This window comes from Pseudoroseomonas sp. WGS1072 (assembly GCF_049340465.1).
Taxonomy (GTDB): Bacteria; Pseudomonadota; Alphaproteobacteria; order Acetobacterales; family Acetobacteraceae; genus Pseudoroseomonas.
This window is the reverse complement of the sequence record NZ_JBMPSU010000001.1, coordinates 640,577-664,463: the sequence shown is the minus strand read 5'-3', so window position 1 is coordinate 664,463 and position 23,887 is coordinate 640,577. Positions and strand designations below refer to the sequence as shown.

The following is a 23,887-nucleotide window of genomic DNA, read 5'->3' as shown; positions in this document are numbered from 1 at the left end:
TCCGTGGGACTGGACGAACTCGACCGCAAGGCAACGGAAGCCTTTCCCGGCCATATGGTGCGCAAGGACTTGGTGCGGCAGTTCCGGGGGCAGTTCCCGGTGCCGACCTATGTGGTCGAGTTCATGCTGGGGCGCTACTGCGCCAGCACTGACCCGGCCGAGATCGCCGAGGGGGTCGAGATGGTGCAGGACCAGCTATCGGCCCGCACCATCCGCGCGGGGGAGGAGGAACTGTTCAAGGCCCGAGCCCGCGAGAAGGGCTCGGTGCGGGTGATCGACATCATCACCGCCCGTCTCGATTCTAAGAGCGACAGCTACCTCGCCACTTTGCCGAGCTTACGGCTCACGGATGTGCGGATCGGTGACAAGTTGGTCAGCGAGCACGAGCGGATGCTGACGGGCGGGTTCTATGCGGAGGTTGATCTCGGCTATGACCCGGCCATCGCGCAGGAGAAGGGTGGACGCCCCTTCGAGGTGCTGTCGCTGCGGGAAATCCAGCTATCGACGCGCGACATTCTGACCAAAATCGCCGAGGGCCGGAAGGCACTGTCCACGACGGAGTGGCGGGACCTCCTCCTGCGCAGCGTCGGGCTGGAACCGGCGATGCTGACCTCGCGTGCCCGCGATGTGGCACTGCTGCGCATGGTGCCGTTCGTGGAGCGGAACTACAACATGGTCGAACTTGGCCCGCGCGGCACTGGCAAGAGCCACTTGTTTCAGCAGGTTTCGCCCTACGCCCATCTGGTCAGCGGCGGCAAGGCGACCGTCGCCCGTATGTTCGTGAATATGGCGAACGGGCAGCGGGGCCTTGTGTGCCAATACGATGTTGTGTGCTTCGACGAGGTATCGGGCGTGTCCTTCGACCAGAAGGACGGCGTCAACATCATGAAGGGCTACATGGAAAGCGGGGAGTTCTCCCGTGGACGCGAGAGCATCCGCGCTGAGGGCTCGGTCGTGATGGTCGGCAACTTCGACGTGGACGTGCAACACCAGCAGCGGGTTGGGCATCTTTTCGGCCCGCTGCCGCCCGAGATGCGCAACGACACGGCCTTCATGGACCGTATCCACTCCTACCTGCCGGGCTGGGACATCCCGAAGGTGAACAAGGCTCTGTTCACTAACCACTTTGGGATTGTGAGCGACGTGCTGGCCGAGTGCTTTTCCCGGCTTAGGTCGCAGTCCCGGATCAACACGATGCAGGGGCGGGTCCACTTCGGCGGCGCCTTGTCCGGCCGCGACACCAACGCGGTGAACAAGACCGTCTCCGGACTGCTCAAGCTGCTGTATCCCGACCCGGAGCAGCCTGTCCCCGACGAGGACCTCGAATTGTCCGTCCGGCTGGCCCTTGAGGTTCGCCGCCGGGTTAAGGAGCAGCAGAAGCGGATCGGCACGGCCGAGTTCCGCAACACCCAATTCAGCTACTCCATGGGGCTGGACGGCGTGGAGAAGTTCGTCGCGACACCGGAGCTTCAAAGCGAGGACAGCATCGGCGCCGATCCGCTTCCGGCTGGTCAGGTCTGGGCCATCAGTCCCGGCGGTCAGGATGAAGGTGTCGGCCTCTATCGCTTGGAGGTCAACGAAGGGCCGGGCGGGGGCGTTCGCATCCTTAACCAATCGCCTCCGGCGCCGTTCAAAGAGAGCGTCAAGATCGCCGAGCAAAATCTCTACGCGCGAAGCCGCGAACTTGTCGGGGACCGCAATCCCAGAGAGCACGAGTTCACCGTCCAGCTTCGCTCGTTTGACGCATCAAAGGCCGCTGGGCAGACGGGCCTTCCGGTGCTGCTGGCGCTCTCCTCGTCCCTACTCGGCAAGCCGCTCAAGGGCGGCCTCGCCGTCGTGGGCGGCATTAATCTCGGCGGCTCCATCGAACCTGTAGCGAACCCAGTCGATGTTGTTGAGCACGCGCTGTCGAAGGGAGCGTCAACCGTGCTGATGCCGGTTTCATGCCGCCGCCCGCTGGTGGACCTATCCGATGACGTGGCGACCAAGGTGCAGGTGCTTTTTTATGCTGACGCGGCCGACGCGCTCAGGAAGGTCCTTCACGAGGGCTGACAAGCATAGCGGCGCACGTTGATCGGCTCGCGAGACCGGCGACACGCTGTCGCCGCGCCATGGGCATCGGCTGCTCATCCCATCGTTCCTCGGGCGTGATTTTGTTTGGCAACCGTTGCGCCACGGCGGAACAGAGGTGTCGCCTTCGGGCCACGCCGGAGTGTATCAGGCCCGGCGGCGTGCTTGGTGTTCCAGACTATCGGAGAACCGGTGGTTTGTCGGTGGTCCGCCGGGGCGTCGCACGAGACGGCGGACTGGCGGGTTCTGGATATCTTGGACCCCATTCGGCAACTGGTCTCCCGGCACTCCGTCCTCGACATGAGTTCCGAGGCGCAGGGACACGGAGGCGCGCCGGGGGCGCATTGGCAGTCGTTCAGAAATCCCCTTTGTCGGGGCGGCGCTGAACCCGGCTATTTTCCTCGGTTCCGTCCGCTCAATTTGCCGTATCCAGAACCATCCGCTTTTGTTGACGGATCGGCGTTCCATGAGATCGTGGACGAGTGAGACACTCCGCCACCCCCGGCCCCCGCCGCGCCGCGCTCTATGTCCGGGTCTCGACCGCCGACCGGGGTCAGACCGTGGAGAACCAACTTCAGCCCCTACAGGAGGCGGCGGCCCGGCTGGGTTGGACCATCGTTGCCATCCACAAGGACGAGGGCATCTCGGGGGCCAAGGGTCGGCAGCAGCGCCCCGGCCTCGATGCCCTATTAAAAGGTGTCACGCGCCGCGAGTTCGACATCGTGGCCGCATGGAGCGTTTGCCGCCTCGGCCGGTCACTGCCCGATCTGGTTGGCCTTCTAGGTGACCTTCAGGCCCGTGGCGTGGACCTGTATCTCCACCAACAGGCGCTGGATACCAGCACACCGTCCGGTCGTGCGCTCTACGGAATGCTGAGCGTTTTCAGCGAGTTCGAGAGATCGATGACACAAGCCAGAATTTTTTCGGGCTTGGACCGGGCGCGGTCGGCAGGCAAGCGTCTCGGACGACCGCCCATCTCCATCGTCAAGCTCAACCGCATCCGGGACGCGCTTGCCGAGGGTCGTGGCGTCCGGGAGACGGCCCGGTTGCTTCGGGTCAGCGCGGCCAAGGTCAGTGAGGTGCGGCGCTCCATGGCCGGGCAGGTAAATACCGGCACCACCAACCCGGAGCCCACCGCATGACCGCGCATGATGACCATCACCTTGAACTCGACCTCGACGATGAGGACGCCATGCCGGGGCCGAACTTCTTGGCCCAGTTTCGGGCGCCGATGACCGATGAGGATTGGGACGATGTCGTGCGCACGCTTGAGCAGGCCATCGTCGAATGGCTGGCCGAGACGGAGACCATGGTCTCGGACAACCAGACCGACGCCGAGAGCCCGTCATCGACCTCGACTTCCAACGAGGTTTGAACTCGGACCAGCCGCTCGGCTCTCAACGAGGTTGAGGGACTGGCCTTACCCAAACAGCGAGATCAAGCAGCCTGAGGATCAGATGCGGCGAGGCCGCTTCGCGCTCGATCCGAAGTAGGAGTTCAACTGCTTCTGGCGAGCCTTCGGACTCAGGCAGGGCTCAAGTCCCATGTGCCGCCGTGCCGTCATGATCTCCTCGCCGAACCAATGCCCATCCGGCCTCATGGCAGCGAGCAGGAGCACCATGTCATCACGGTCGCTGCCCTCCTGCTGCCTGCGCGGCAAGTTGTCGATGGTGGTGATTGCGTAGGCCAGAGCCTTGGACACAATGTCGTAGTCGCGCCCCGTCACGTTATTCTGGGGCAATTTGTTCGAAGTCATAGTCAAGGTCACAGTGTGTGTTTGAATGCAGCACCTATTCACTGCATGAGAGGCATTCTACGGGGCGGCTGGTTCAACGTTCAACCATAACGTGGAGGCGGCGGACGTTTTTCAGGAGCGCCGCGCGATGACGCCGCGCAGGTGGCGGCGCACCAGAACGTCGCTTTGCTGCACGGCTAAATAGGGTCGCACCTCGCGGTGCCAAACCCCTTCAAGAAGTTCCACAACACCATGCGCTACGCCGAGTTAAGGCCGTTCTTCACGATCCCCGAATCCCACCCATACGTGTCGGTCACCCAGATCGATCCTGCGGATCATCGCCGTCTCACCCGGATGGTTGATGACCGCCCCGAACTCCGGGTCCTTGGAACACTCGATAAGCAGCCCGACCGCTGGACGGTCTACGTGGGCTGCGCCTCTCGCCGAGCCCAGTCCGAGTTCGACCACTGGGCCGACAACCTCCTTTGAGGTCCGGGGCTGGCCTGATCAGAGCCAGCCAACCTCCTTGGTGCCCCAAACCTCGTTGGTGTTGGCAGGGCACCGGCCAGATAGCGGGACGAAAACACCTTATAAGAAGGAGGTTTCGTCTCGCGGATCAGGTGCTGCACCCGGACGACGTGCTGCTCGCCCAGATCGCACAGCAGGGCCTCACAACATGGTGGCGTTTTGGAATCCAGATGTGCGACAAGTATCGGGACGCCAGTTTGGTGTCCGGCTCCGAGCGGGAGTTGGACGCACTCGATCAGGAATAGACTTCATGGGACCAATCCCGGTCCCGGCCCGCGTGACCTGAAACGAACTCCACAAGAACCCGCCGATAGCCGTCAAACCTTAGCGGGTTCCTCCGGAGCTATTCTTTCTCGTGTTATTAGTCCATTTCGTTGATGCTTTGGCCGGGAGCGGTAAGACTCACGCCGCCGTCCGGCACGCCCACCATCTCGCTCAGCAGGGCCACAAGGTCCTTTTCGTTCAGCCGAGCATCACCCTGATCCAGCAGACGCTGGCCGACTTCCTCACCCTCAGCCCCGCCGTCCCGGTGAACGCGATCCACGGCAACGGATCGCATGGCAGCGGAACCAGTTCCAACGTCGTTGGACGCATTGTTCAGCATTGCACCCACGCCGGGTCGCAGGGCGAGGTGCTGATCATCACCCACACTGCCTTCCTGCGCTTGCCCTACTTCTATCGGCCTGATCGCTGGCACCTGCTGATCGATGAAATCCCGCAGGCCGACTGGTGCGAGGAACTGAACCTCGCCGAGACCCACCATCTCATCACCAACTGCATCTCGACGCAGGTCGATGAGAGCGGTCTCGTCGGCGCCCGCTACGAACGAGTCGAGGCCAAGAACCGGACCCAGTTGCAGGCCATGCTCGACAACAAGAATGGCGACGAGGTCTGGGACCGCTTCGAGGACTTCATCAGCAAGCTGCTCTCGCCGCACTGGCGGACCTATGTTCTCGATCACCAGTTCTACGATCTGACCAACGGCATTGGTGACCGGCGCAGTCTCTGGACCTTCGGGGTGCTGAGCCCCTCGTTGGTCAAGGACTTCAAGTCCGCCACTATCATGGGCGCCTGCTTCAAGGAATCGACGCTGTTCCATCTGTGGATCGCCCAGCAGGTCCAGTTCCGGCCGCACCAGCGCATCAGCAAGAACCTGCGCTACGCCCGCCACGAGAACGGGTCCTTGCTGACCATCCGCTACGCCGCCGAGGAGGATTGGTCCAAGAACTTCCGCGACAAGGCGCTCACCACCGACGTGGTCTCCGAGGGCCAGCCCCGGACGGTGCTCGACCACGTGGCCCAGAGCGTCGGCGCCACCTTCGTGGAAACGCCGTTCGTGTGGATGGGCAACAAGGACCTCCCGGACAACTTGTTCACTGGGCAGGCCCGGCGCCTGCCGAATTCGCCGCACGGGCTGAACTGCTTCCAGAACGTCCACAACGTCGCGGTGCTCTCAGCCCTGAACCCGCCGCCCGCGCATTTCGCCTTCCTTGAGAGCACCGGTCTCGATGGCACCGAGGTCCGGCGGGCCTGCTACTGGCAGGCCGTCTATCAGGCGGTGATGCGCATCTCGGTGCGAAATCCCGGCGACCAGACCCGCAAGACCGCCATCGTCATGGACCGCTCCACGGCCGACTGGCTGGCCGACCTGTTCCCCGGCTGCGCTGTGCAGCCCCTCGACGGCTTGGCCGCCATGCCCAGCAAGGGCAAGGGCGGGCGCCGCCGCAAGCACCTTTGCGACGCTGATCGCAAGGCCGCGCACCGGGACCGCTTCCGGGATGAACTCGCCACCGAGCTTGCCCTGATCAACGGCGTCCCGCCGACCATCGGTCCGCTGGCTTCCCTCGCGCAGGAGCTTCGGCAGCAGATGACTGAGTTCGGCCGGGGGCGCGACCAGACCCTGACCACCATGGGCCGCACCGACTTGGACGCCATGGCCGGGACGATCTTCACCTCGATCTTCGCCTCGAAGCCCTTCGACTTCATGCCCTTGAGCGACGTGGACACCATCATCGAGGGCCTGCGCCACTTCCACGGCAACCAGTTTGAGAACAAGCAGGACAACGCCCTCATCAGCCCGGCCATCTTCGACCCGAACTTGTCCGAGGACACTCAGCGCGGCCTCGACAACATCCGCGCGGTCTGGGGCGTCTGGCTGGATAATGACGGCGGTGACCTGCTCCCGGACGAGTTCGCCCGGCTGTTCCCGCGCCTGCGGATGGCGATCTTCAACAGCTACAGCAGCACCCGCGACCAGCCGCGCTGGCGCGTCTTTATCCCCACGACGATCCCGCTGTCGGTCCGGGCCTACAAGGCCGTCGTCGGCCAGATCATCGACGCGGTGAACAAGGCGGGGTTCTGGTCAGCCAAGCAGTTGGTCGATGGCCGCAAGCGGAAGTCCAACCTCCACCACGGCTTCGACATGTCCAAGCTGGTGCCGTCGAGCTTGTTCTACCTGCCGTGTCAGGCCAAGGACCCGGCCGACAGCTTCTTCACCGACCATCACGAGGAGCGGCGCGCGCCGCTCGATCCCTACCAGTGGATCATGGCCGCCGCCAACAGGGCGCGCCCGGAGCCCGAGATCGTGCAGCCCGCCACCGCCTCGGTGCCGCCTGTTCCGGCGAATGACGATAAGGCCAAGACGCTGTCCCCGATGCAGGTATTGAGTGAGCGGCTTCTCGCCCAGCAGACCGCCGGATCAATCAAGTCCTTGGCGCAGCGGCGCGACACGGCCATCGAGGCGTGGCGCAGCGCCTCGCCGGGTGAGGGGAACGTCGCCTTCTTCAAGCTTGGCATGACTCTCGCCCGACTCGGACTCGACCTCGGGGAAATCGCGACCATTCTCCGGCAGGAGGCCCTGCACGCCCGGCACCCGGACGAGCGCCGCCAGCAGATCAAGCCGCTCTTGAAGGAAATCAGGAAGCAGGCCCTCGGTCGCGCCGCCTGACCAACCTCGTTGGCCGCCCAGTCGTCACCACCACGGTGGCGACATCGAGGCGGCCTGCGGCGTCCCACCGTGAACACCAAAACTGGCTTCAGCTTGAGGCTTCAATCTGCCATCCTGCGACCGTCCTAAGCGGTCGAAGCCGGTCTTCTCAGCCCATGGCAGCGGGTCCCACCCTCTCCGCCAGATATTCCCTGTAAGTTGTTGATTTGAGACGGTAATCCTGAGACTTCTAAATCTCAGCCCACATTTCAGCCCACGCGATGCTTCCGGACAGGGTGAACAGTTGGTTCCGTTGCAAAGATTGTCGGTAGCCGCGAATAGACACGATGGTAGCCAAATCAGGCAGCGGGAAGAAGCAGCTTGTTGATGAAGTTGGCCTGGGCCCGCATGTCTCGTCCGCCGATATCCCGAACCTGCTCCTTCCTGATCATTGCCATCGCCTCGTAGCCCGCCAGTGTTCGTCGTGCTGTATGGAAACCGCTGAAGCCGAGCCGTGGTCTGATCAGGCGCTTCACACGCCGGTGGGCTTGTTCCACAATGCTATTTAGGAACTTGCATTGTCGCAGGCGGGCGGAGCGCCACAATTTGCCGTCCGCTTTCATCTCTGCCGTGGCGCACGGGTAAGCGGGATTTTTGTCCACCGCAATGGTGCGCGGGGTTCACTCTACGTGGCTGTCCAAGCGCCTTCGGAAGAAGCGCTTCGCGGCTTCGGCATCCCGCCTGGCCGAGAGCAGGAAGTCGATGGTCTGGCCACGGCTGTCGACCGCCCGGTACAGGTAGGTCCAGCGCCCCTTCACCCGGACATAGGTCTCGTCAACCCTCCATGATCCGTTGGACAGGCGTAGATAAGGCCGGAGCCGCCGCTCCAACTCCGGTGCATAGGCCTGGATCCACCGAAAGATGGTGGTGTGCGCGATGCTGACATCGCGGTCCTGCAGCATGAGTTCGAGGTCGCGGTAGCTGATCGGGACCATCAGGTACCAGCGCACCACCCAGAGGATCACCTCCGCCGTAAACTGCCGACCTTTGAAGGTCAGATCCGTCCGGAGTTTCGCCAGCTGTCGTCGTGACATACCCCAGCTTGGCCCCGATCGCGCCAGACCACAAAAGATCCAACAGAACCGACCGAAGCGGTTAAGACAACCCGTCGGCTACGTGGCAGAGGCAGTTTCAACATCAGCCGCACCGCACTGGTGAAAGCTGGAAAGCGCCATCTCAAGTTGATCGTCACCGACCTCAGCCGTCACCATGATCCGGCCCTTGCGAACGCCTTCCGGCGTTTCTCCGGCAGCGGCATCAGCCGCGTCCGCGCCGGAGACCACGGTACCCGATGTATTGTCCTCTCCTTCAGCCGCGGCCCGCACGCGATTGCGGTCCAGCCCATGATCCTGGACGAGGTGCTCGACAGCCATTTCGGCGTCCCGGCGCGTATCGAAATAGCCGGTAATGGTGTGTGGCATGTTGGGCCTCCTTGGATATTTCACCTAGCGCTGGAGACCGGCATTGGATGCTTGGCCCATCGAATTAATCTGCGGTCGCAGGTCATTCATCCGATCAGGCCTGGGCGAGAAGCCCTGAAGGGCGCTGAACGCGGGCGCTCCCTCATTGTAATCCTCCGCAGCCACGCTCAGGCTGTCATCACCGGAAGGCCCACCGCAGCGTTGTCGCTAGGCCCAGCGCGCCGACGCGGATCAGGGGGCGGCCCAACATGGGCACGGTGAGGCTGTGCATGTGTTGCGCCCAGGCCGGCAGGAGGTCCGCTGCCGCCTGCATGGTCAAGGTTTGGATCGGCTTGGCCAATCTGTTTTGCGGCGGCTGCCTCAAGAGCAGCCGCGCAACGTCGTATGTGCGGCGATCGTAGCGCAATTGCGGCCGCATATCCTGGATCAGCCGATGCGCCATCGCCCGGCTGCGGGGAACGGGATCAGCGCCCAGCAGGCAGGCGATCTGTGCCATCTCATCAAAATACCGGTCCTGATCGGCACCCGACATGCTAGGCTCGGCGTAGCGGCGCCACGCATCCAGAAAGTGGGTCACCTCGGTGACATGCACCCAGGCCAGCAAGGCCGGGTCCTTCGCCGCATAGGGCGTGCCGTCGGGCAGGATACCGCTGACCTGCTCGTGAATGGCTCTGACGCGAGCAATGACGGCCTCGGCCTCCTCCCGCCCGCCATAGGTGGTGAGGGCGATGAATCGTGCCGTCCGTCGCAACCGGCCCTGCATGTCGGACCGGAAGCGCGAATGATCCCAGACGCCCGCCAGCACAGCCGGGTGCAGCATCTGCAGCAGAAGCCCGGCAATACCGCCCAGCATCATTGTTGTTACGTCGCCATGGACACGCCAGGCCACCGCCCGGGGCCCAAACAGGCCATCCGGCCTGCGTGTGACCGGCCGCTCACCCCGGGAGCGGTCGTTGAAGGTATCGACAACCTCGGCCACGATCGCCTGCTTCATCCGACGGGCCAGCAGACCAGGCAGACGATCCGGGGCAATGCCGGCTCCAGGAAACGGCATCATGATGTGCACCTGCGCGTTTACGTCAGATATATGGGTGCGTTGGAAATGCTGTCAGCACCTGGAGCAATGGACCTTCTTGCTACCTTGATCTTGGACATTATCGTCGACAATGCCGGGCATATCTCGCATTCAGGCGGCTTGCCTCCTAGTCCCGCACAATGCCTACGCCCAGGCCGCCATCGACGACCAAGCACTCGCCGTTCACATAAGCGGCTTCGTTGGAGATAAGGAACAACGCGGCATGCGCCACCTCCCAGCCGGTGCCCTGACGTCCGAAGGGAACGGCAGCGGCGCGATTCTGACGGTTGCGGCTGGCATCGCGGCCCATGGGCGTGTCCATCAACCCAGGTGCCAGGGCATTGCAGCGGATCCCGCGTGGCTCCCCCGCGCGGGCTAGACTGCGGGCCAGCGCGATCTGCGCCGCCTTGGAGGTCTCATAGGCCGGATTGCGGGAGGCGGCGCGAAACCCCGCCAGAGAAGCGATCAGCAGCATCGATCCGCCCGGCGCCATGACCCGCAGCGCTTGCTGGGCGAAGAGCATGTTGCTGCGCAGATTGACGGCGAAGACGCGGTCCCAATCCGCTACGGTCAAGGCATCGACCTCCTGCCGGGTGGAAATGCCGACATTCAGCACCAGCCCATCCAGCCCACCCAGCACAGCCACGGCTTGCATGACGGCAGGAGGGATCGCCGCCGCATCGGCGACATCGGCGGTAAGGGGGAAGGCGCGGCCGCCCTCAGCCTCGATCATGCGGCAGCTGGTTTCGGCAGCTTCTGTCACCAAGTCGAGGCAGGCGAGCCTCGCACCTTCGCGCGCGAAGAGCAGGGCCATGGCGCGGCCATTGCCTATTGGCGGATCGGGCTCCGCGCTGGCGCGCTGGCCGGCGCCGACCAGCAGCAGGCGGCGGCCGGCCAGCCGCGTCCCGCGCGGCCCCTGGCCCAGGCTTTCCGCATGCATCGACCGACCGGGATCGGGCAAGCCGGGGGCGAGATTCATTGCGGTTCTCCTTGCTATGGGCGGCCTCAGCCGACTGCGCGGGTCCGGCCTTCCCAATAGGGCGCGCGCAAGGCCTTCTTGTCCGGCTTGCCCAGCACGGTCAGCGGCAGTTGCGCGACGAAATCCACCGTTTTCGGCGTAGCGACCGCGCCCTTCCTCGCCTTCACATGCGCGGCCAGTTCCTCCGCCGAGACCTGCCATCCGGAGCGGCAGACCACGATGGCCTTCACCGCCTCGCCCCATTTGGCGTCCGGCACACCGATGACGGCGGCGGCAGAAACCGCCGGATGCGCGGTCAGCACATCCTCCACCTCCTTCGGGAAGACGTTGAAGCCGCCCGAAATGATCATGTCCTTCTTGCGGTCGACGATGAAGAAGAAGCCGCGCGCATCGCGATAGGCCATGTCGCCAGTATGCAGCCAGCCGTTGCGCAAGACTTCCGCGGTCTGTTCCGGCTGCTTCAGATAGCCGGCCATGACAAGCGGGCCGCGCACGCAGATCTCGCCCACCTCGCCCTGCGGCACCTCCCGGTCGTCATCGTCGAGCAGTCGCACGGCAATGCCAGGGTAGGGCTTGCCGGCCGAGGACAGGATGCTGTCATCGGCGTCGAGATGATCCAGGCGCGACAGGGTCAGGATGGCGCTGGGCGCTTCGGTCTGACCATAGCCCTGCTGCAGCACCGGGCCGAAGACCGCCAACGCCTCCCGGATGCGCGCGGGCGACATCGGCGCGGCGCCATACATCAATGTCTCCAGCTGGGAGAAATCGGTTTGCCGTGTGCGCGGATGATCCAACAGCTTGTAGACCATGGTGGGCACCAGGAAGGTGGCGGTGGCCCCGTGCTGTTCCAGTGCATCCAGGAAGCGGTCCGGGTCGAAGCCCTGCTGCAGGATGATCGTGCCGCCACGCCAGAGCACCGGGATCAGCGTGGCGCCCGCGCCGTGCGAGATCGGCGTGGGGCAGAGAAAGCGTGGTGCATCGCTCCAGGCGCGCCCGGCCATCAGCAGCAGGGTCTGGGTCAGGGTGGCGCGGCCGGGCAGCATGACGCCTTTGGGCCGGCCGGTGGTGCCGCCGGTATAGGCCAGGCGGATGATGTCGTCCGGCGTGGCCTCTGAAGGCAGAGGCGCCGGCGTGAAGCGCGAGGCCTCCGCCCAGAAGCCGGAAAATTCGGCGTCGGCCTCGTGCAGATACCAATGCGGCACGGCGGGCAAGCGGTCGCGCAGGGCACGCGCGCGGCCGGCATAGGCGGCATCGGCCAGCAGAAGCCGCACCTCGCAATGGTCCAGGATATAGGCGTGATCCTCGATGCCGCCCATGGCCTGCAGCGTCACGGAGCGCAGACCCAGCAGGTAGATCGCCGCGGTGACGAAGAAGACCTCCGGCCGGTTGCCGGAAAGCTGCACCACCGTGTCGCCACGCCGAAGGCCGAGGGCCCGCAATTGCTGCAGGGCACGGCTGATCGCGTCCCGTGTCTCGGCGTAGGTGAAGCGGCGCGCGCCGTCGATGAAGGCGATGCGCTGCGGATAGCGGTCCAGCAGGGTGACGATCATGTCGCCGATCGTGCCGCCATCATGGACTGAGGATGCGCGCTGCTGCTCGCTGATCACCATCTTGGCCTCCCAGCCGGCTTGCCCATCATGTCATTTAAGTACGACATGTTGTAGTTCTCTACAACATGTCGTAGCAAGCTGCGACGACAAGCCTTCGTGGCGGGTGGGAGGACCAAAATGACCGGCGACGCGCTTTCCGCTTTCGGTGTGACTTGGCCGAATCCCGCCATCTTCGGTCCAGGTAGCATCACGCAGCTTGGCGACAGGCTGCGCGGCCTTGGTGCCACGCGCGTCCTGCTGGCCTCCGATCCTGGGCTGCAGGCGGCGGGTCTGGTGTCGCGTCTGGCCGCGCTGCTGCACGATGCCCGCCTGTCCGTGGTCGTCTATGCCGGCGTCAGCCCCAATCCGCGCGAGGCAGAGGTGGAGGCCATCCTGGCCCTGTGGCAGGCAGAGGATTGCGACGCGGTGGTGGCGCTGGGCGGCGGCAGCACGCTGGATGCGGTGAAGGGCGCCTGCCTGCGCCGCTTCACCGGCCGCAGCCTGGACGCACTGTTCGATGACGGCATCCATGAGGTGCCGCAGGCGCCGCTGCGCTTCGTCGCCGTGCCCACCACCTCCGGTACCGGCAGCGAGACGACGTTGGGCGCGGTGCTGAAGACGCCGCGCCGCAAACTGGTGCTGCGCAGCGAGCATATCCGCCCTGTCCTGACCATCCTGGACCCGGAATTGGTGGTCAGTCTGCCGCCGCGCGCCACGGCGGCCACCGGCTTCGACGTGCTGATGCATGCGCTGGGCGTACTGACCTCCAACCGCCCGCATCCGATCGGTGAGATGGTGGGCGCCGATGCCATGCGCCGCGCCGCCGCGCATATTGGGCGCGCGGTGGAGAATGGGCAGGATCTGGAGGCCCGGTCGCAGATGATGCTGGCCAGCTACCTAGCTGGCCATGGCATCCATCTGAAGGGGGTGGATGCGATCCATGGTCTGTCCACGCCGGTAGAATCCTTGACCGACTGCACCCACGCCGAATCGCTCGGCGTGATCTGCCCACATGTGATGCGCTTCAACATGCCCGTCGCCGGAGCGCGATATGCGGGAATTGCCCGGATGATCGGCATCGTCGGCGCCGAGGAGGGTGAGGCGGAAGCGGCGGAGCGGTTGGTCGCGCATTTCGCCGGGCTGCGCGACCGCTTCGGCATGCCCTCGCGGCTGGGCGCGCTGGGGGTGCGGCCAGAGATGATTCCGGAGCTGGCGCGCCAGGCGCAGCTGAGCGCCGCCACTCGCGGTAATCCCCGCCCGCTGGATGCGGCCGCAGCCATGGCCCTCTACGAGGAGATGATCTGATGCCGGCGCCATTGCACGGCCTCCGCGTCCTGGATTTCTCAGAGCTGCTGCCCGGCCCCTTCTTGACCGGCTGCCTGGCGGAGCTGGGCGCCACGGTGCTGAAGGTGGAGCGTCCGCCGGCGGGCGACCCGGTGCGGCGTATGTCGCCGGGCGTTTTCGGCGCAGTGAACCGCGGCAAGGACAGCGTGCTGATCGACCTGAAGCAGCCCGAGGGACGTGCACAGGCGCAGGCCCTGGCCGATGACTTCGATGTGCTGATCGAAAGCTTCCGCCCTGGGGTGATGGCGCGGCTCGGGCTGGATTATTCCGGCTTGGCGGCGCGCAACCCGAAGCTGATCTATGTCTCGCTCAGCGGCTATGGCCAGAACGGGCCCTATGCCGCGGTGCCGGGGCATGACCTGAACTATCTTTCGGTGGCCGGTCTGAAGGCAATCTCCTCTGGCAGTGCAGGCGTGCCGGTGGCCGATCTCTGCGGCTCTGTCTATGGGCTGGCGGGCGTGCTGGCGGCGCTGCTGCAGCGTGCCACCACAGGGCGTGGCCAGCATCTGGACGTGGCACTGGCGGAATGCGCGCTACACTGGATGAACCCGCGGCTGGGCCGCTTCGCCGGCGCGGGCGCCGAGGATCTGGAAGCGCAGCGCCGCATGGCGCTGGCCCGCCCCGGCTATGGCGCCTTCGCCTGCCGCGACGGTCGTTCGATCAGCATCGGCGCGCTCGAGGATCATTTCTGGGCCCGGCTGGCCAATAGCCTGATGCTGGCGCCTTTCGACACGGCCGACCATGCCCGCATGGCGCAGCGCGTGCCGCAGACCGAGGCGATCAATGCGCTGATCGCCACCCGCTGCGCCGAGGAGGAGAGCGAGCCGCTGCTGCAGCGCCTACTGGCCGCCGATATCCCCGCCGCCCCCGTGGTGTCACCGGCCGAGCTGCCGCAATTCCCACAATTCGTGGTGCGCGGTGCAATGATGCCGACCGTGCTTGGCCCGCTGGCGCGCTTTCCGGTGCGGCTGCAGGGGATGGAGGATCTGGCGGAAGCGCCGGCGCTGGGCGGCAAGGCGGAGAAGCAGGCATGACGCCCGGCATCACACAGGAGCTTCAGGGCAAGGTCGCCATCATCACCGGCGCTGGATCGCGGGCGGAGGGCATCGGCAATGGCCGCGCCGCCGCCATCCTGCTGGCGCAGGCTGGCGCGCGGGTGGTGCTGGTGGACAGCAACCGCGCCTGGGCCGAGCGCACGGCGCAAATGATCGAAGCCGAATCCCTGGTGGTGGAAGCCGATGTCACGCAGCCCGATGCCTGCCGCGACATCGTCGCCCAGGCCGTGGCGCGATTCGGCGGGGTGGATGTGCTGGTCAACAATGTCGGCATCGGCGGCGCCCGCGGCACCGCGGTCGATGTCGATCTGGCCGAGTGGAATCACGGGCTGCTGGTCAATGTCACCTCCATGATGCTGATGGCAAAATTCGCCGTGCCGGAGATGGCGCGGCGCAGCGGCGGGACGATCGTCAATATCGCCTCGGTCGCCGGGCTGCGCGGCGGCACGCCGAACCTGCTCTACCCGACCTCCAAGGGCGCGGTGGTGAACATGACGCGTGCCATGGCGGTGCATCATGCGCGCGACAATATCCGTGTAAACTGCGTCTGCCCGGGCATGTTGCACACGCCCATGGTCTATGCCGGCGGCATGACAGAAGAGATGCGCGAAGCCCGCCGCAACCGGTCCCTGCTGCGCAGCGAAGGCACGGGCTGGGATTGCGGCGCGGCCGTGCTCTACCTGGCCTCGGGGTATGCGCGCTGGATGACGGGTGTGATCCTGCCGGTGGATGCGGGGGCGACGGCGACGACGTCGCTTGATCTGCCGGATCGAAGGTAGGAAAGGGATTCTTCTTTCTCTGAAGAAGAAAAGCAAAGGACTTTTTTTTGTTGGGCGTCCCGCCTGGAGGCCGGCAGCCGAACGCCAAAATGAGAAAAGCTTCTTGGTTCTTTTTTACAAGAAAGAACCTTTGCTTTCTTCTACCCCGCGCAGCGTGACCACCGCATCCAGTACCTGCGCCCCATCCGCACCGCTGCGGATCGGGTTGATCTCGATTTCCTCGATGCGCTCCGGTTGCGCTTCCACAAGGGCGGAAAGCGCTGCCATGGATTGGGACAGTGCATCCAGGTCGCAAGGCACGGCGCCGCGCATGCCTTGCAGCAGCGGGAAGCCACGCAGCTCACGCAGCATGCGTTGCGCCTCGGCCGCATCGACCGGCAGCAGGCGGCGGGACAGGTCGCGCAGCAGTTCCACGTGGATGCCGCCCAGGCCGCAGGTCATGACATGGCCCAGCACGGGATCGCGCGAGACCGAGAGCAGCAATTCCACGCCGCCGGAGGGGGCCATGCGTTCCACCAGCACGCCGTCGATGCGGGCAGCGGGATGGTGCTGGGCGGCTGCGCGGGTAACGGCGGCGAAGGCATCGCGTACGGCCGCCGCGTCACGTAGGTTCAGCGCGACGCCGCCCATGTCGGATTTGTGCAGGATCTCCGCGCTGGCGATCTTCAACACCACGGGGAAGCCCAGTTCCGTGGCGGCGGCGGCGGTCGCCTCGGCGCTGGTGGCCAACCGGCCTTGCGGCACGGACAGGCCCGCGGCGCGCAGCATGGCCTTGCCCTCGGCTTCGGATAGGGTGCGGGTCGGGGCCTCGGACAGGCCGGCCCCCAGGCCTTGGGGTAGGATACCGGGCTGCCAGGCGCCATGGTCAATGAAGCGGCGGAAGGACTTCGCGGCATTGCGCAGGCTGCGCATCGGCACCATGCCCGCCTCGGCGAAGCAGCGATAGGCGGCGCCGGTGCGCTCGCTCATCCAGACTGGAACCAGCGGGATAGGTGATCTCGTTTGGGCCGCCACTATGCGCTCCGCCACGGTCTGTGAGACGCTGCCGTAATCCAGCGGCATGGGCATCATCACCAGGGACACGGCTGGATCGTTGGCGACAGCGGCGAGGGTTTCCTCAATCACGCCAGGATTGGTCAGGGTGACGGTGGTGGTATCCACCGGATTGCCCAGCGCGGCATAGGGCGGCAGTTTTTCCGCCAGCGCCGCCGTGGTTTCCGGCGCCAGATCGGCCAGCACCAGCCCGGCCTGGCCGACCATGTCGGCCGCGAGGGCACAGGCGCCGCCGGAGGAGCCGAAAATGGCGATGCGCTCGCCGCCTCGCGGCCGGCCGCGGGCGAGCAGGGAAGCGACATCGACCAGCTCGTCGATGTCATCGACTTCGATGATGCCCAACTGGCGGAAGGCGGCGCTGTTCACCTCGGCGGAGCCGGTGAGGGAGGCGGTGTGCGAGGCGGCGGCGCGCGTGCCATAAGCGGAGCGGCCGACCTTCAGCGCGACGATGGGCTTGCCCGCCTCGGCGGCGGCGCGGGCGGCGGCCAGGAAGCGCGGCCCGTCCTTGATGCCTTCCAGGATGGTGCCGATCACCCGTACATCCGGCGCGCCGGCCATGTAATGGATGAAGTCCGCGACCTGCAGATCCACCTCGTTGCCGGTGGAGCACCAGAGCGCGAAGCCGGTGCCGCGCTCCATGGATTGCAGCAGGTTGCGGCCCAGCCCGCCGCCCTGCGTCGCCAGGCCGATCGGGCCCGGCCGCAGGTCATGTGAGAAGGCGGGAGAGAAGGTGAAGCCCAGCCGCTTGTTGATATTGGTGACGCCCGGGCAGTTCGGGCCGTAGAGCCGCATGCCGCTGGCGCGCGCCAGGGCCTGCATCTCTGCCTCCACCAAGCGGCCTGCCTCGCCGGTCTCGCCGAAGCCGGAGGACAAGATGATGACGTATTTCACGCCCAGCGCGGCGCAGTCCCGCAGCGCCTCCATCACGCCGGCGGCGGGGACGGCGATCACCGCCAGCTCCGGCACCTCCGACAGGTCGGCGACGCGGCGGTGGCAGGCGCGGCCGCGGATCTCCGACCGCGTGGCATTCACGAGGTGCAGCGCGCCGCGGAACTCCGAATGATCCAGGATGTTCGATAGCGTGCGCCCGCCGACGCTGGCGGCACGCTCGGAAGCGCCGACCAGCACGACGGAGCGCGGATCGAAAAGCGGGGAAAGATCGGAGAAGCCGCTCATGACAGCGCCGAAAGCTCCAGGATCTCGCGGCCGGCGATCAGCGTCTGGATTTCCGTGGTGCCCTCCGGGATCATGCCGCCGCGGGTGTCGCGAAAGATGCGCTCGATCGGGTAATCGGTGGAGTAGCCCATGCCGCCATGCACCTGCAGCGCCATGCTGGCCACTTCATGCGCCGCCTCAGTGGCATAGAGCTTGGCGATGGAGCATTCGGTGCGCGCATCGCGGCCGCGATCCAGCGCGGTCGCGGCATTGTAGGAGAGGGCGCGCGCCGCCTCGGTGCGGATGGTCATGTCGACGATGTGCTTCTGCACCAGCTGGAAGCTGCCGATCGGCTTGCCGAACTGCTTGCGCGTCTTCGCGTAGTCGATGGAAAGGTCGAGTGCTGCCTGTGCCGCGCCCACCGCGCCCATGGCGATGTTGACGCGTGCGGCGTTCAGCCCCTTCAGCACATGGCGGAAGGCGCCGCCTTCCTCGCCCAGCAGGTTCTCGCGCGGGATGCTGATGTCGCTGAAGCCCAGCTCCGCCGTGCCGGTGCAGCGCAGCACCATGGTGTCCAGCGGGCGCACCTCGTAGCCGTCACTGTGCTCGACGATGAAGGCGGACAGCCCGCCCTCGCAATCCGGGCTGAAGGTGCGGGCGATGACGATGGCAAAATCGGCATTGGCGCCGTTGGTGATCCACATTTTGCGGCCGTTCAGCAGGTAGCGATCGCCGCGCCGGTCAGCGCGCATCTGCACGCCGGCGGCATTGGACCCCACCTCCGGCTCGGTCAGGCCGAAGCAGGCGCGTCGGGTGTTCTCCAGCAGCGGCCGCAGGAAGCGCGCCTTCTGCTCCGGCGTTCCATAGGCATGCAGACGGTTGATGGCGCCGTTGGTGATGTTCACCAGCGTGCGCAGCGACATCCAGCAGTAGCCGGTCTGCTCCAGCAGCATGCCCCAGGTGACGTAGTCCAGGCCGAAGCCGCCCTCCGCCTCCGGCAGGCGCCCGCCGAGATAGCCGAATTGCCGCAGCTCCCCCAGCAGCTCGAAGGGGAAGGTCTTCGCCGCCTCGTGCCGGTTGATCACCGGGGTGACCTCCCGCTCCAGGAAGCGGCGGACATTGTCGCGCAGCAGCTCCTGCTCCGGGGAAAGGTCAATGGCCATCGGGACCTCCGGACCGTGCTGGACCGATGCATGCGCGCGCCACCATGACCATTCCCTCCCGCCCGACCTTCCGCAGCCGTGGCCTTTCCTTCGATGCGGCCATGCTAGTCGAAGTGACTTTCAAGTCAACAAACTGTCTTTGGAGTCACGTCTCGCGTGCGCTGGTCAGATGGCGGTGGCTCCTCTAACGCCGTCTCCTTCCTGTTCGAAACCCTGAGGGCTCCCGATGCCGACCACCGTTCCGGCGACCCTGCGCACCCTGGCCGTCTTCGAGACCTTCGCCCGCGAGCAGCGGGAATTGTCCAATTCGGAGGTCGCCCGGCTCATCGGCCTGCCGGAAAGCAGCACCTCCGACCTGCTGCACACGCTGCATGAGGCGGGCTTTCTGCTGCGCACCCTGCGCTCCCGCCGCTTCTATCCCACGCGGCGGCTGCTGGATCTGGCACAGCAAGCGGCGGCACGAGATCCCATCGTTACCTTCGCCGCCGAGGCCATTGCCATGCTCAGCGAAAGAACCGGCGAGACGGCGCTTTGCGGCCGGCCCGACGGGCATCGCGTGCAGGTAGTGGCGATCCAGGAAGGCAGCCATGTGCTGCGTTACATGCTGCGGCCGGGGGACCGGCTGGCACTGCATGCCTCGGCACTGGGCAAGGCTCTGCTGGCGCTGATGCCGGCCGAGGAGCGGCGGCGCCTGCTGCAATCCCGCCCGCTGCGCGCCCTGGGCCCGCAGACCATCACCGACCCGGAGGCGCTGGAACGAGCGGTGGCCGAGATCGCCGCACGCGGCTGGTCCTGGGTTTCGGGCGAGGCGGGAGAGGGGGTGGCGGGTATCGCCATCGCCGGGCTGGTGGGCGGCGAGCCGGTGGCGATCTCCCTTGGCGGGCCGGTGTCGCGGCTCGAGGCCAATCGCGAGCGCTATCTGGCGGCGCTGGAGGAGGCGCGCCCGCTGCTCTTCGGCCCCTGAAGGCCGTATCTCCATAAAGTCGTGTTGATTCCCGATTGGTCTCCGATATCCTGAAGGTAATTCCGGTGACTCGGAGGTAACGGCAGGATGGCCGAAAGGGAGGAAACAACCATGCGGATCACCCGAAGGGCTGCCTGGAGCGGCGCGTGCGGGGGATTGGCGGCGGCGCTGGGCCTGCCCCTTGCCCGGGCCGAAGGCACCTATCCGAACCGGCCGATCACCTGGATCGTGCCCTTCACCCCGGCCGGCATCACCGACGTCAATTCGCGCCTGGTGGCGCGCAAGCTGGGCGAGCGGCTGGGCCAGAGCATCATCATCGAGAACCGCCCCGGCGCCGGCGGCACGCTGGGCACCGAGTTGGCCGCCCGCGCGGCCGCCGATGGCTACACCATGATCTATGGCACCCAGGGCACGCTGGCCACCGCGCCTGCCCTGTTCCGCCGGCTGCCCTATGACCCGATGGGCTCCTTCATCCCCATCCAGGGCATGTTTGAGACGCCCAATGTGCTGGTGGTGCATCCCTCCCGCCCCTATCGCACGGCGGCGGAGCTGGTAGCTTACGCGAAGCGGCATCCCGGCCGCATCAACTTCGCCACGTCCGGTGTCGGCACCGGCACGCATCTGGCGGCGGTGCTGTTCCAGACGGTGGCGGGGATCGAGATGACCCACATCCCCTATCCCGGCAGCGGCCCGGCGCTGAACGACCTGATCGCCGGCAATATCGACATCATGTTCGACTATGCCGTCGCTACCCGCGCGCATATCGAGGGCGGTCGGTTGCGCTCGCTGCTGGTGACCGCGGCCGAGCCGATCCCGGCCCTGCCGCAGGTACCCACCGTGGCGCAACTGGGCCTGGGGGATGCGCTCTCCGCCAGCTGGTCCGGCATCCTGCTGCCTGCCGGCACGCCACAGCCCATTGTCGACCGCCTGGCCGAGGCGGCCGAAGCGGTGATCCGCGACCCTGAGATCCGCCAGGTGGCGGAAAGCAATGGCAGCCGCCCCATGGTGGAACTGAACAAGGAGCGCTTCGGCCGTTTCATCCAGGAGGAGATCCCGCGCTGGTCGGAGATCGTCCGCCGTTCCGGCGCGCAGCCCTCATGAACGCGCCGCTGACCCGCCGGGCCCTGGGCGCCGGCCTTGCCGCGCTGGCGGCGCCGGCCCTGGCGCAGGAGCGCTACCCGAGCCGCGCCCTGACCTGGGTGGTGCCCTTCACCCCGGCGGGTGTGACGGATTCCACCTCGCGCCTGGCCGCGCGCAAGCTGGGCGAGCAGTTGGGCCAGACGGTAATGATCGAGAACCGCCCCGGCGCCGGCGGCACGCTCGGCACCGAATACGTGGCCCGGGCGGCACCGGATGGCTATACTGTGCTCTATGGCACCAATGCCGCCATGGCCGGGGCGCCGGCCCTGTATCGCCGGCTCGGTTATCACCCCGTGCGCAGCTTCACGCCGATCCAGGGACTGTTCGAATCCTCCAATGTCTTCGTTGCCAATCCGTCGCGGCCCTATCGCAATGCGGCGGAATTCATCGCCTTCGCCCGCGCCCATCCCGGCCGGGTCAATCTGGCGCATGCGGGGGTCGGTACCTCCACCCACCTGACCGCGGTGCTCTTCGAATCCGTGGCCGGGATCGAGACCACCCATGTCTCCTATACCGGGGCCGCTGCGGCGCTGACCGACCTGATGGCGGGCACGGTGGATGTGATGTTCGACTATGTCGCCACCACGCGGGAACATGTGGCCAATGGCCGGATGCGGCCGCTCGCGGTTACCGCGCAGCGGCGCATTCCGGCCTTGTCGGATGTGCCTACCGTTGCCGAGATCGGCCTGCCGGAGGCCTGGTCCTCCGCCTGGTCGGGGCTGTTCCTGCCGGCCGAGGCGCCTCCGGCGGTGGTGCAGCGGCTGTCCGCCGCGGCTGCCGCCATGCTGCGGGATCCGGAATTGCGGGCCTATGGCGAAGGGAATGGCAGCCGGCCGATGGACGAGATGGCCGGCGAGGCCCTGGGCCGCTTCGTCGAGACGGAAATGACGCGCTGGGCGGAGGTGGTGCGGCGCTCCGGAGCCCAGCCATTGTAGAAACGACGTTCTTTTTTTGTAATAACCAAGAAATTCTTGTCAGTTGGCGTCCCGCTTCACAGTTCAGGCGAGGCACCAACTGAGGAACTGTCTTCGCTTCTTTTCTTAAGAGAGAAGATGCTTCTCTACTCCAGGCGGATTTTGGCGTTGCGGATCACCGCCCCGATGCTCCTGCGTTCCGCTGCCAGGATGGCGGTGAAATCGGCGGGTCCCAGCCAGGCGGATTGCCCGCCCAGTTCTTTCATACGTCCAGCGAAGGCCGGATCCTGCACCGCCCTGCGGACGATGTCGGTCAGGTAATCCACCATGCCCGGCGGCAGGCCCGGCGGCGCGCCCAGGCCCAGCCAGGTGGTCATCACCACGCCCGGCACCAGGCTGTTCAGCGTCACCGCGCCGGGGAAATCCGGATGCGGCTCCGTGCCGGTCACGGCGATGGCGCGCAGGGCGCCGCTGTGAACATGCGGCAGGGTGGGGCTGACGCTGTCGATCATGAAGTCGATATTGCCGGCGATCAGGTCGGTCACCGCCGGGCCGCTGCCGCGATAAGGCACATGCGTCGCCTGAAAGCCGCCCTCCTTCTTCAGCATCTCCATGACGATGTGTTGGGAGGTGCCGGGGCCAGGCGTGCCGTAGGACAGCGGCGGGCCGCCGGCGCGGGCCCGGGCCAGCAGCTGCGGCAGGTCCTGGAAGGGGGAGGCCCTGGGCACCACCATCACCAGTTGCCCCGCGGTCATGCGCGCGATGATGCTGATGTCGCGCTCCGGATCATAGGGCACCGGCATCAGTAGCGGGTTGGTGACGATCTGGCCGGGCGTCAGCATCAGCAGGATATAGCCATCGGCCGGGGCGCGGGCCGTCATCTCGGTCGCCAGGTTGCCGCCGGCGCCCGAGCGGTTTTCCGGCACCACCTGCTGCCCCAGCAGCTGCGACAGGATGGGGGCGGCCAACCGGGCGGCGATATCGGTGGCACCCCCGGGGGCGAAGCCGATCAGCAGCCGGATCGGCTTGGCAGGATAGCCAGGCGGCAGCGCGGGCTGTGCCCGCAGGCCCGGCACCCGGGCAAGGGGCAGGGTGCCGGCCAGGGCGATGGCGCCCCGACGGGTCCAGGTCATAACGGTTCCTCCTTTCCGGTCGGCGCAAGACGCCGCCAGCCGCCATCCGGCAGCGTGACCTATTGGTCCCGGAAGTTACTATAGAGTCAAGTTTGGCCGGATCAGCCCGGCGGCGCCGGCCCCCGCAGGCCGTTCAGCACAAAGCCGGCAAAGATCTCGCCGATCTGCCGGCCGCTTAGCGAGCCTTCGGGTGTGTACCAGCGGGCGATGTGGTTGATGGCGCCCATGAAGAAGGCGACGGCCAAGCGGGGATCGCCCTGTGGCATGGCGCCGGCCTGCATGGCTGCCTGCACCATGGCGCGGAGAGCACGATCGGCTTCTCGCATGCGGGCGCGGATCGGCTCGGCATATTCCGGGGGCAGCGAGGTCACCGGCTCCGCCAGCACCGCATAGGAGCCGAGCTCGCTGGTCACCAGGTCGATATAGTGGACGATGTAGAGGCGCAGCCGCTCCAGAGGATCCTGGCTGCCTTCCGCTGCCATCTCCCGTGCCCGGGCGCCGGCATCGAAAGCAATGCTTTTCGCCTCGAACAGGATCTCGTGCTTGGTGCGGACATAGCGGTAGAGCGCCGGCTTGGTCACGCCGAGCGTCTCCGCGATCTCCTCCAGCGAGGTGTTGTGGAAGCCGCGCCGGCCGAAGGCGCGGGCGGCCTCCCGCACCAGGGCGCGGCGCTTGCTTTCGTACTGCGCCTCGCGGGCCGGGACGGCATCCGCCCAGCGTGCTGGCTTCTTCTCGGCTGCCGTCCGGGTCATCCCTGCCTTCCTGCTTCCCGTCATCTGCCCGGCCCAGCGCCGCGGCGCAAGC

20 protein-coding genes and 1 pseudogene are annotated in these 23,887 nt (G+C 66.2%); 11 read left to right on the top strand and 10 right to left on the bottom strand.

The window, feature by feature from the left end; translation table 11 throughout:
• The first annotated feature begins 3 nt into the window (after nucleotides 1-3).
• The 3 genes from brxL (at nucleotide 4) to ACF3NH_RS03210 (ending at nucleotide 3,445) form a co-directional block, all read left to right on the top strand.
• Nucleotides 4-2,052 carry a BREX system Lon protease-like protein BrxL gene (gene brxL, locus ACF3NH_RS03220; RefSeq protein WP_422921846.1) on the top strand — a complete coding sequence of 683 codons (2,049 nt, stop codon included), beginning with the start codon at nucleotides 4-6 and terminating at the stop codon, nucleotides 2,050-2,052.
• A gap of 500 nt (nucleotides 2,053-2,552) precedes the next feature.
• The gene (locus ACF3NH_RS03215; RefSeq protein ID WP_422921845.1) at nucleotides 2,553-3,212 is read left to right on the top strand and encodes a recombinase family protein; all 660 of its coding nucleotides are present in this window, start codon (nucleotides 2,553-2,555) and stop codon (nucleotides 3,210-3,212) included.
• Entirely contained in the window at nucleotides 3,209-3,445 is a 237-nt protein-coding gene (locus ACF3NH_RS03210) for a hypothetical protein (protein ID WP_422921844.1), read from the top strand. The genes ACF3NH_RS03215 and ACF3NH_RS03210 overlap by 4 nt, the downstream gene beginning before the upstream one ends.
• Nucleotides 3,446-3,523: 78 nt before the next feature.
• Here the strand turns inward: ACF3NH_RS03210 and ACF3NH_RS03205 are convergent, their stop codons facing one another.
• A complete protein-coding gene (locus ACF3NH_RS03205; RefSeq protein WP_422921843.1) occupies nucleotides 3,524-3,796 on the bottom strand; it encodes a hypothetical protein in 273 nt (90 codons plus the stop codon).
• 261 nt (nucleotides 3,797-4,057) lie between these two features.
• Between ACF3NH_RS03205 and ACF3NH_RS03200 the strand changes: the two genes are divergently transcribed.
• Both ACF3NH_RS03200 and ACF3NH_RS03195 read left to right on the top strand, forming a co-directional pair.
• A complete protein-coding gene (locus ACF3NH_RS03200) occupies nucleotides 4,058-4,294 on the top strand; it encodes a hypothetical protein (protein WP_422921842.1) in 237 nt (78 codons plus the stop codon).
• 394 nt (nucleotides 4,295-4,688) lie between these two features.
• Nucleotides 4,689-7,280: a DEAD/DEAH box helicase family protein gene (locus ACF3NH_RS03195; protein WP_422921841.1), complete on the top strand. Its 2,592-nt coding sequence runs from the start codon at nucleotides 4,689-4,691 to the stop codon at nucleotides 7,278-7,280.
• 338 nt (nucleotides 7,281-7,618) lie between these two features.
• Here the strand turns inward: ACF3NH_RS03195 and ACF3NH_RS03190 are convergent.
• From ACF3NH_RS03190 to ACF3NH_RS03170, 5 genes and pseudogenes are all read right to left on the bottom strand, one after another.
• Nucleotides 7,619-8,353: pseudogene (locus tag ACF3NH_RS03190) on the bottom strand (IS6 family transposase).
• Between the two features lie 78 nt (nucleotides 8,354-8,431).
• The gene (locus ACF3NH_RS03185; protein WP_198365772.1) at nucleotides 8,432-8,740 is read right to left on the bottom strand and encodes a hypothetical protein; all 309 of its coding nucleotides are present in this window, start codon (nucleotides 8,738-8,740) and stop codon (nucleotides 8,432-8,434) included.
• 178 nt (nucleotides 8,741-8,918) lie between these two features.
• Nucleotides 8,919-9,797: an oxygenase MpaB family protein gene (locus tag ACF3NH_RS03180; protein WP_422921840.1), complete on the bottom strand. Its 879-nt coding sequence runs from the start codon at nucleotides 9,795-9,797 to the stop codon at nucleotides 8,919-8,921.
• Nucleotides 9,798-9,942: 145 nt separating this feature from the next.
• Nucleotides 9,943-10,794 carry an SDR family NAD(P)-dependent oxidoreductase gene (locus tag ACF3NH_RS03175; protein ID WP_422921839.1) on the bottom strand — a complete coding sequence of 284 codons (852 nt, stop codon included), beginning with the start codon at nucleotides 10,792-10,794 and terminating at the stop codon, nucleotides 9,943-9,945.
• Between the two features lie 26 nt (nucleotides 10,795-10,820).
• Nucleotides 10,821-12,404, bottom strand: a complete 1,584-nt coding sequence (locus ACF3NH_RS03170) for an AMP-binding protein (RefSeq protein ID WP_422921838.1) — start codon at nucleotides 12,402-12,404, stop codon at nucleotides 10,821-10,823.
• Between the two features lie 117 nt (nucleotides 12,405-12,521).
• On the opposite strand from ACF3NH_RS03170, the gene ACF3NH_RS03165 reads away from it, so the two are divergent.
• Genes ACF3NH_RS03165 through ACF3NH_RS03155 form a run of 3 tightly spaced genes read left to right on the top strand, consistent with a single transcriptional unit; the run spans nucleotide 12,522 to nucleotide 15,561 of the window.
• Complete coding sequence (locus ACF3NH_RS03165) at nucleotides 12,522-13,688, top strand: iron-containing alcohol dehydrogenase family protein (RefSeq protein ID WP_422921837.1); 1,167 nt, start codon at nucleotides 12,522-12,524, stop codon at nucleotides 13,686-13,688.
• The gene (locus ACF3NH_RS03160; protein WP_422921836.1) at nucleotides 13,688-14,761 is read left to right on the top strand and encodes a CaiB/BaiF CoA transferase family protein; all 1,074 of its coding nucleotides are present in this window, start codon (nucleotides 13,688-13,690) and stop codon (nucleotides 14,759-14,761) included. Before ACF3NH_RS03165 ends, ACF3NH_RS03160 begins: the two co-directional genes overlap by 1 nt.
• On the top strand, nucleotides 14,758-15,561 hold the full coding sequence (locus ACF3NH_RS03155; protein ID WP_422921835.1) for an SDR family NAD(P)-dependent oxidoreductase: 804 nt from the start codon (nucleotides 14,758-14,760) through the stop codon (nucleotides 15,559-15,561). Before ACF3NH_RS03160 ends, ACF3NH_RS03155 begins: the two co-directional genes overlap by 4 nt.
• A 114-nt stretch (nucleotides 15,562-15,675) precedes the next feature.
• On the opposite strand, the gene ACF3NH_RS03150 is transcribed toward ACF3NH_RS03155, so the two are convergent.
• Both ACF3NH_RS03150 and ACF3NH_RS03145 read right to left on the bottom strand, forming a co-directional pair.
• Nucleotides 15,676-17,790, bottom strand: a complete 2,115-nt coding sequence (locus ACF3NH_RS03150) for an acetate--CoA ligase family protein (RefSeq protein WP_422921834.1) — start codon at nucleotides 17,788-17,790, stop codon at nucleotides 15,676-15,678.
• Nucleotides 17,787-18,932, bottom strand: a complete 1,146-nt coding sequence (locus ACF3NH_RS03145; protein ID WP_422921833.1) for an acyl-CoA dehydrogenase family protein — start codon at nucleotides 18,930-18,932, stop codon at nucleotides 17,787-17,789. The genes ACF3NH_RS03150 and ACF3NH_RS03145 overlap by 4 nt, the downstream gene beginning before the upstream one ends.
• A gap of 226 nt (nucleotides 18,933-19,158) precedes the next feature.
• Here ACF3NH_RS03145 and ACF3NH_RS03140 point away from each other — a divergent pair, with 226 nt between their 5' ends.
• From ACF3NH_RS03140 to ACF3NH_RS03130, 3 genes are all read left to right on the top strand, one after another.
• The gene (locus ACF3NH_RS03140) at nucleotides 19,159-19,896 is read left to right on the top strand and encodes an IclR family transcriptional regulator (protein ID WP_198365780.1); all 738 of its coding nucleotides are present in this window, start codon (nucleotides 19,159-19,161) and stop codon (nucleotides 19,894-19,896) included.
• A 111-nt stretch (nucleotides 19,897-20,007) separates the two neighbouring features.
• Nucleotides 20,008-20,997: a Bug family tripartite tricarboxylate transporter substrate binding protein gene (locus ACF3NH_RS03135; RefSeq protein WP_422921832.1), complete on the top strand. Its 990-nt coding sequence runs from the start codon at nucleotides 20,008-20,010 to the stop codon at nucleotides 20,995-20,997.
• Entirely contained in the window at nucleotides 20,994-21,971 is a 978-nt protein-coding gene (locus ACF3NH_RS03130; protein WP_422921831.1) for a Bug family tripartite tricarboxylate transporter substrate binding protein, read from the top strand. Before ACF3NH_RS03135 ends, ACF3NH_RS03130 begins: the two co-directional genes overlap by 4 nt.
• Before the next feature lie 125 nt (nucleotides 21,972-22,096).
• Here the strand turns inward: ACF3NH_RS03130 and ACF3NH_RS03125 are convergent, their stop codons facing one another.
• Both ACF3NH_RS03125 and ACF3NH_RS03120 read right to left on the bottom strand, forming a co-directional pair.
• A complete protein-coding gene (locus tag ACF3NH_RS03125; RefSeq protein ID WP_422921830.1) occupies nucleotides 22,097-23,083 on the bottom strand; it encodes a Bug family tripartite tricarboxylate transporter substrate binding protein in 987 nt (328 codons plus the stop codon).
• A 101-nt stretch (nucleotides 23,084-23,184) separates the two neighbouring features.
• Nucleotides 23,185-23,835, bottom strand: coding sequence for a TetR/AcrR family transcriptional regulator (locus ACF3NH_RS03120; protein ID WP_422921828.1), 651 nt, complete (start codon nucleotides 23,833-23,835; stop codon nucleotides 23,185-23,187).
• Between the last annotated feature and the right edge of the window lie 52 nt (nucleotides 23,836-23,887).

Coding starts and splice junctions, on each gene's coding strand:
- ACF3NH_RS03210 (WP_422921844.1), top strand. CDS start 3,209: ATGACCGCGCATGATGACCATCACCTTGAACTCGACCTCGACGATGAG.
- ACF3NH_RS03200 (WP_422921842.1), top strand. CDS start 4,058: ATGCGCTACGCCGAGTTAAGGCCGTTCTTCACGATCCCCGAATCCCAC.
- ACF3NH_RS03185 (WP_198365772.1), bottom strand. CDS start 8,740: ATGCCACACACCATTACCGGCTATTTCGATACGCGCCGGGACGCCGAA.
- ACF3NH_RS03180 (WP_422921840.1), bottom strand. CDS start 9,797: ATGATGCCGTTTCCTGGAGCCGGCATTGCCCCGGATCGTCTGCCTGGT.
- ACF3NH_RS03175 (WP_422921839.1), bottom strand. CDS start 10,794: ATGAATCTCGCCCCCGGCTTGCCCGATCCCGGTCGGTCGATGCATGCG.
- ACF3NH_RS03170 (WP_422921838.1), bottom strand. CDS start 12,404: ATGGTGATCAGCGAGCAGCAGCGCGCATCCTCAGTCCATGATGGCGGC.
- ACF3NH_RS03165 (WP_422921837.1), top strand. CDS start 12,522: ATGACCGGCGACGCGCTTTCCGCTTTCGGTGTGACTTGGCCGAATCCC.
- ACF3NH_RS03160 (WP_422921836.1), top strand. CDS start 13,688: ATGCCGGCGCCATTGCACGGCCTCCGCGTCCTGGATTTCTCAGAGCTG.
- ACF3NH_RS03155 (WP_422921835.1), top strand. CDS start 14,758: ATGACGCCCGGCATCACACAGGAGCTTCAGGGCAAGGTCGCCATCATC.
- ACF3NH_RS03150 (WP_422921834.1), bottom strand. CDS start 17,790: ATGAGCGGCTTCTCCGATCTTTCCCCGCTTTTCGATCCGCGCTCCGTC.
- ACF3NH_RS03145 (WP_422921833.1), bottom strand. CDS start 18,932: ATGGCCATTGACCTTTCCCCGGAGCAGGAGCTGCTGCGCGACAATGTC.
- ACF3NH_RS03140 (WP_198365780.1), top strand. CDS start 19,159: ATGCCGACCACCGTTCCGGCGACCCTGCGCACCCTGGCCGTCTTCGAG.
- ACF3NH_RS03135 (WP_422921832.1), top strand. CDS start 20,008: ATGCGGATCACCCGAAGGGCTGCCTGGAGCGGCGCGTGCGGGGGATTG.
- ACF3NH_RS03130 (WP_422921831.1), top strand. CDS start 20,994: ATGAACGCGCCGCTGACCCGCCGGGCCCTGGGCGCCGGCCTTGCCGCG.
- ACF3NH_RS03125 (WP_422921830.1), bottom strand. CDS start 23,083: ATGACCTGGACCCGTCGGGGCGCCATCGCCCTGGCCGGCACCCTGCCC.
- ACF3NH_RS03120 (WP_422921828.1), bottom strand. CDS start 23,835: ATGACCCGGACGGCAGCCGAGAAGAAGCCAGCACGCTGGGCGGATGCC.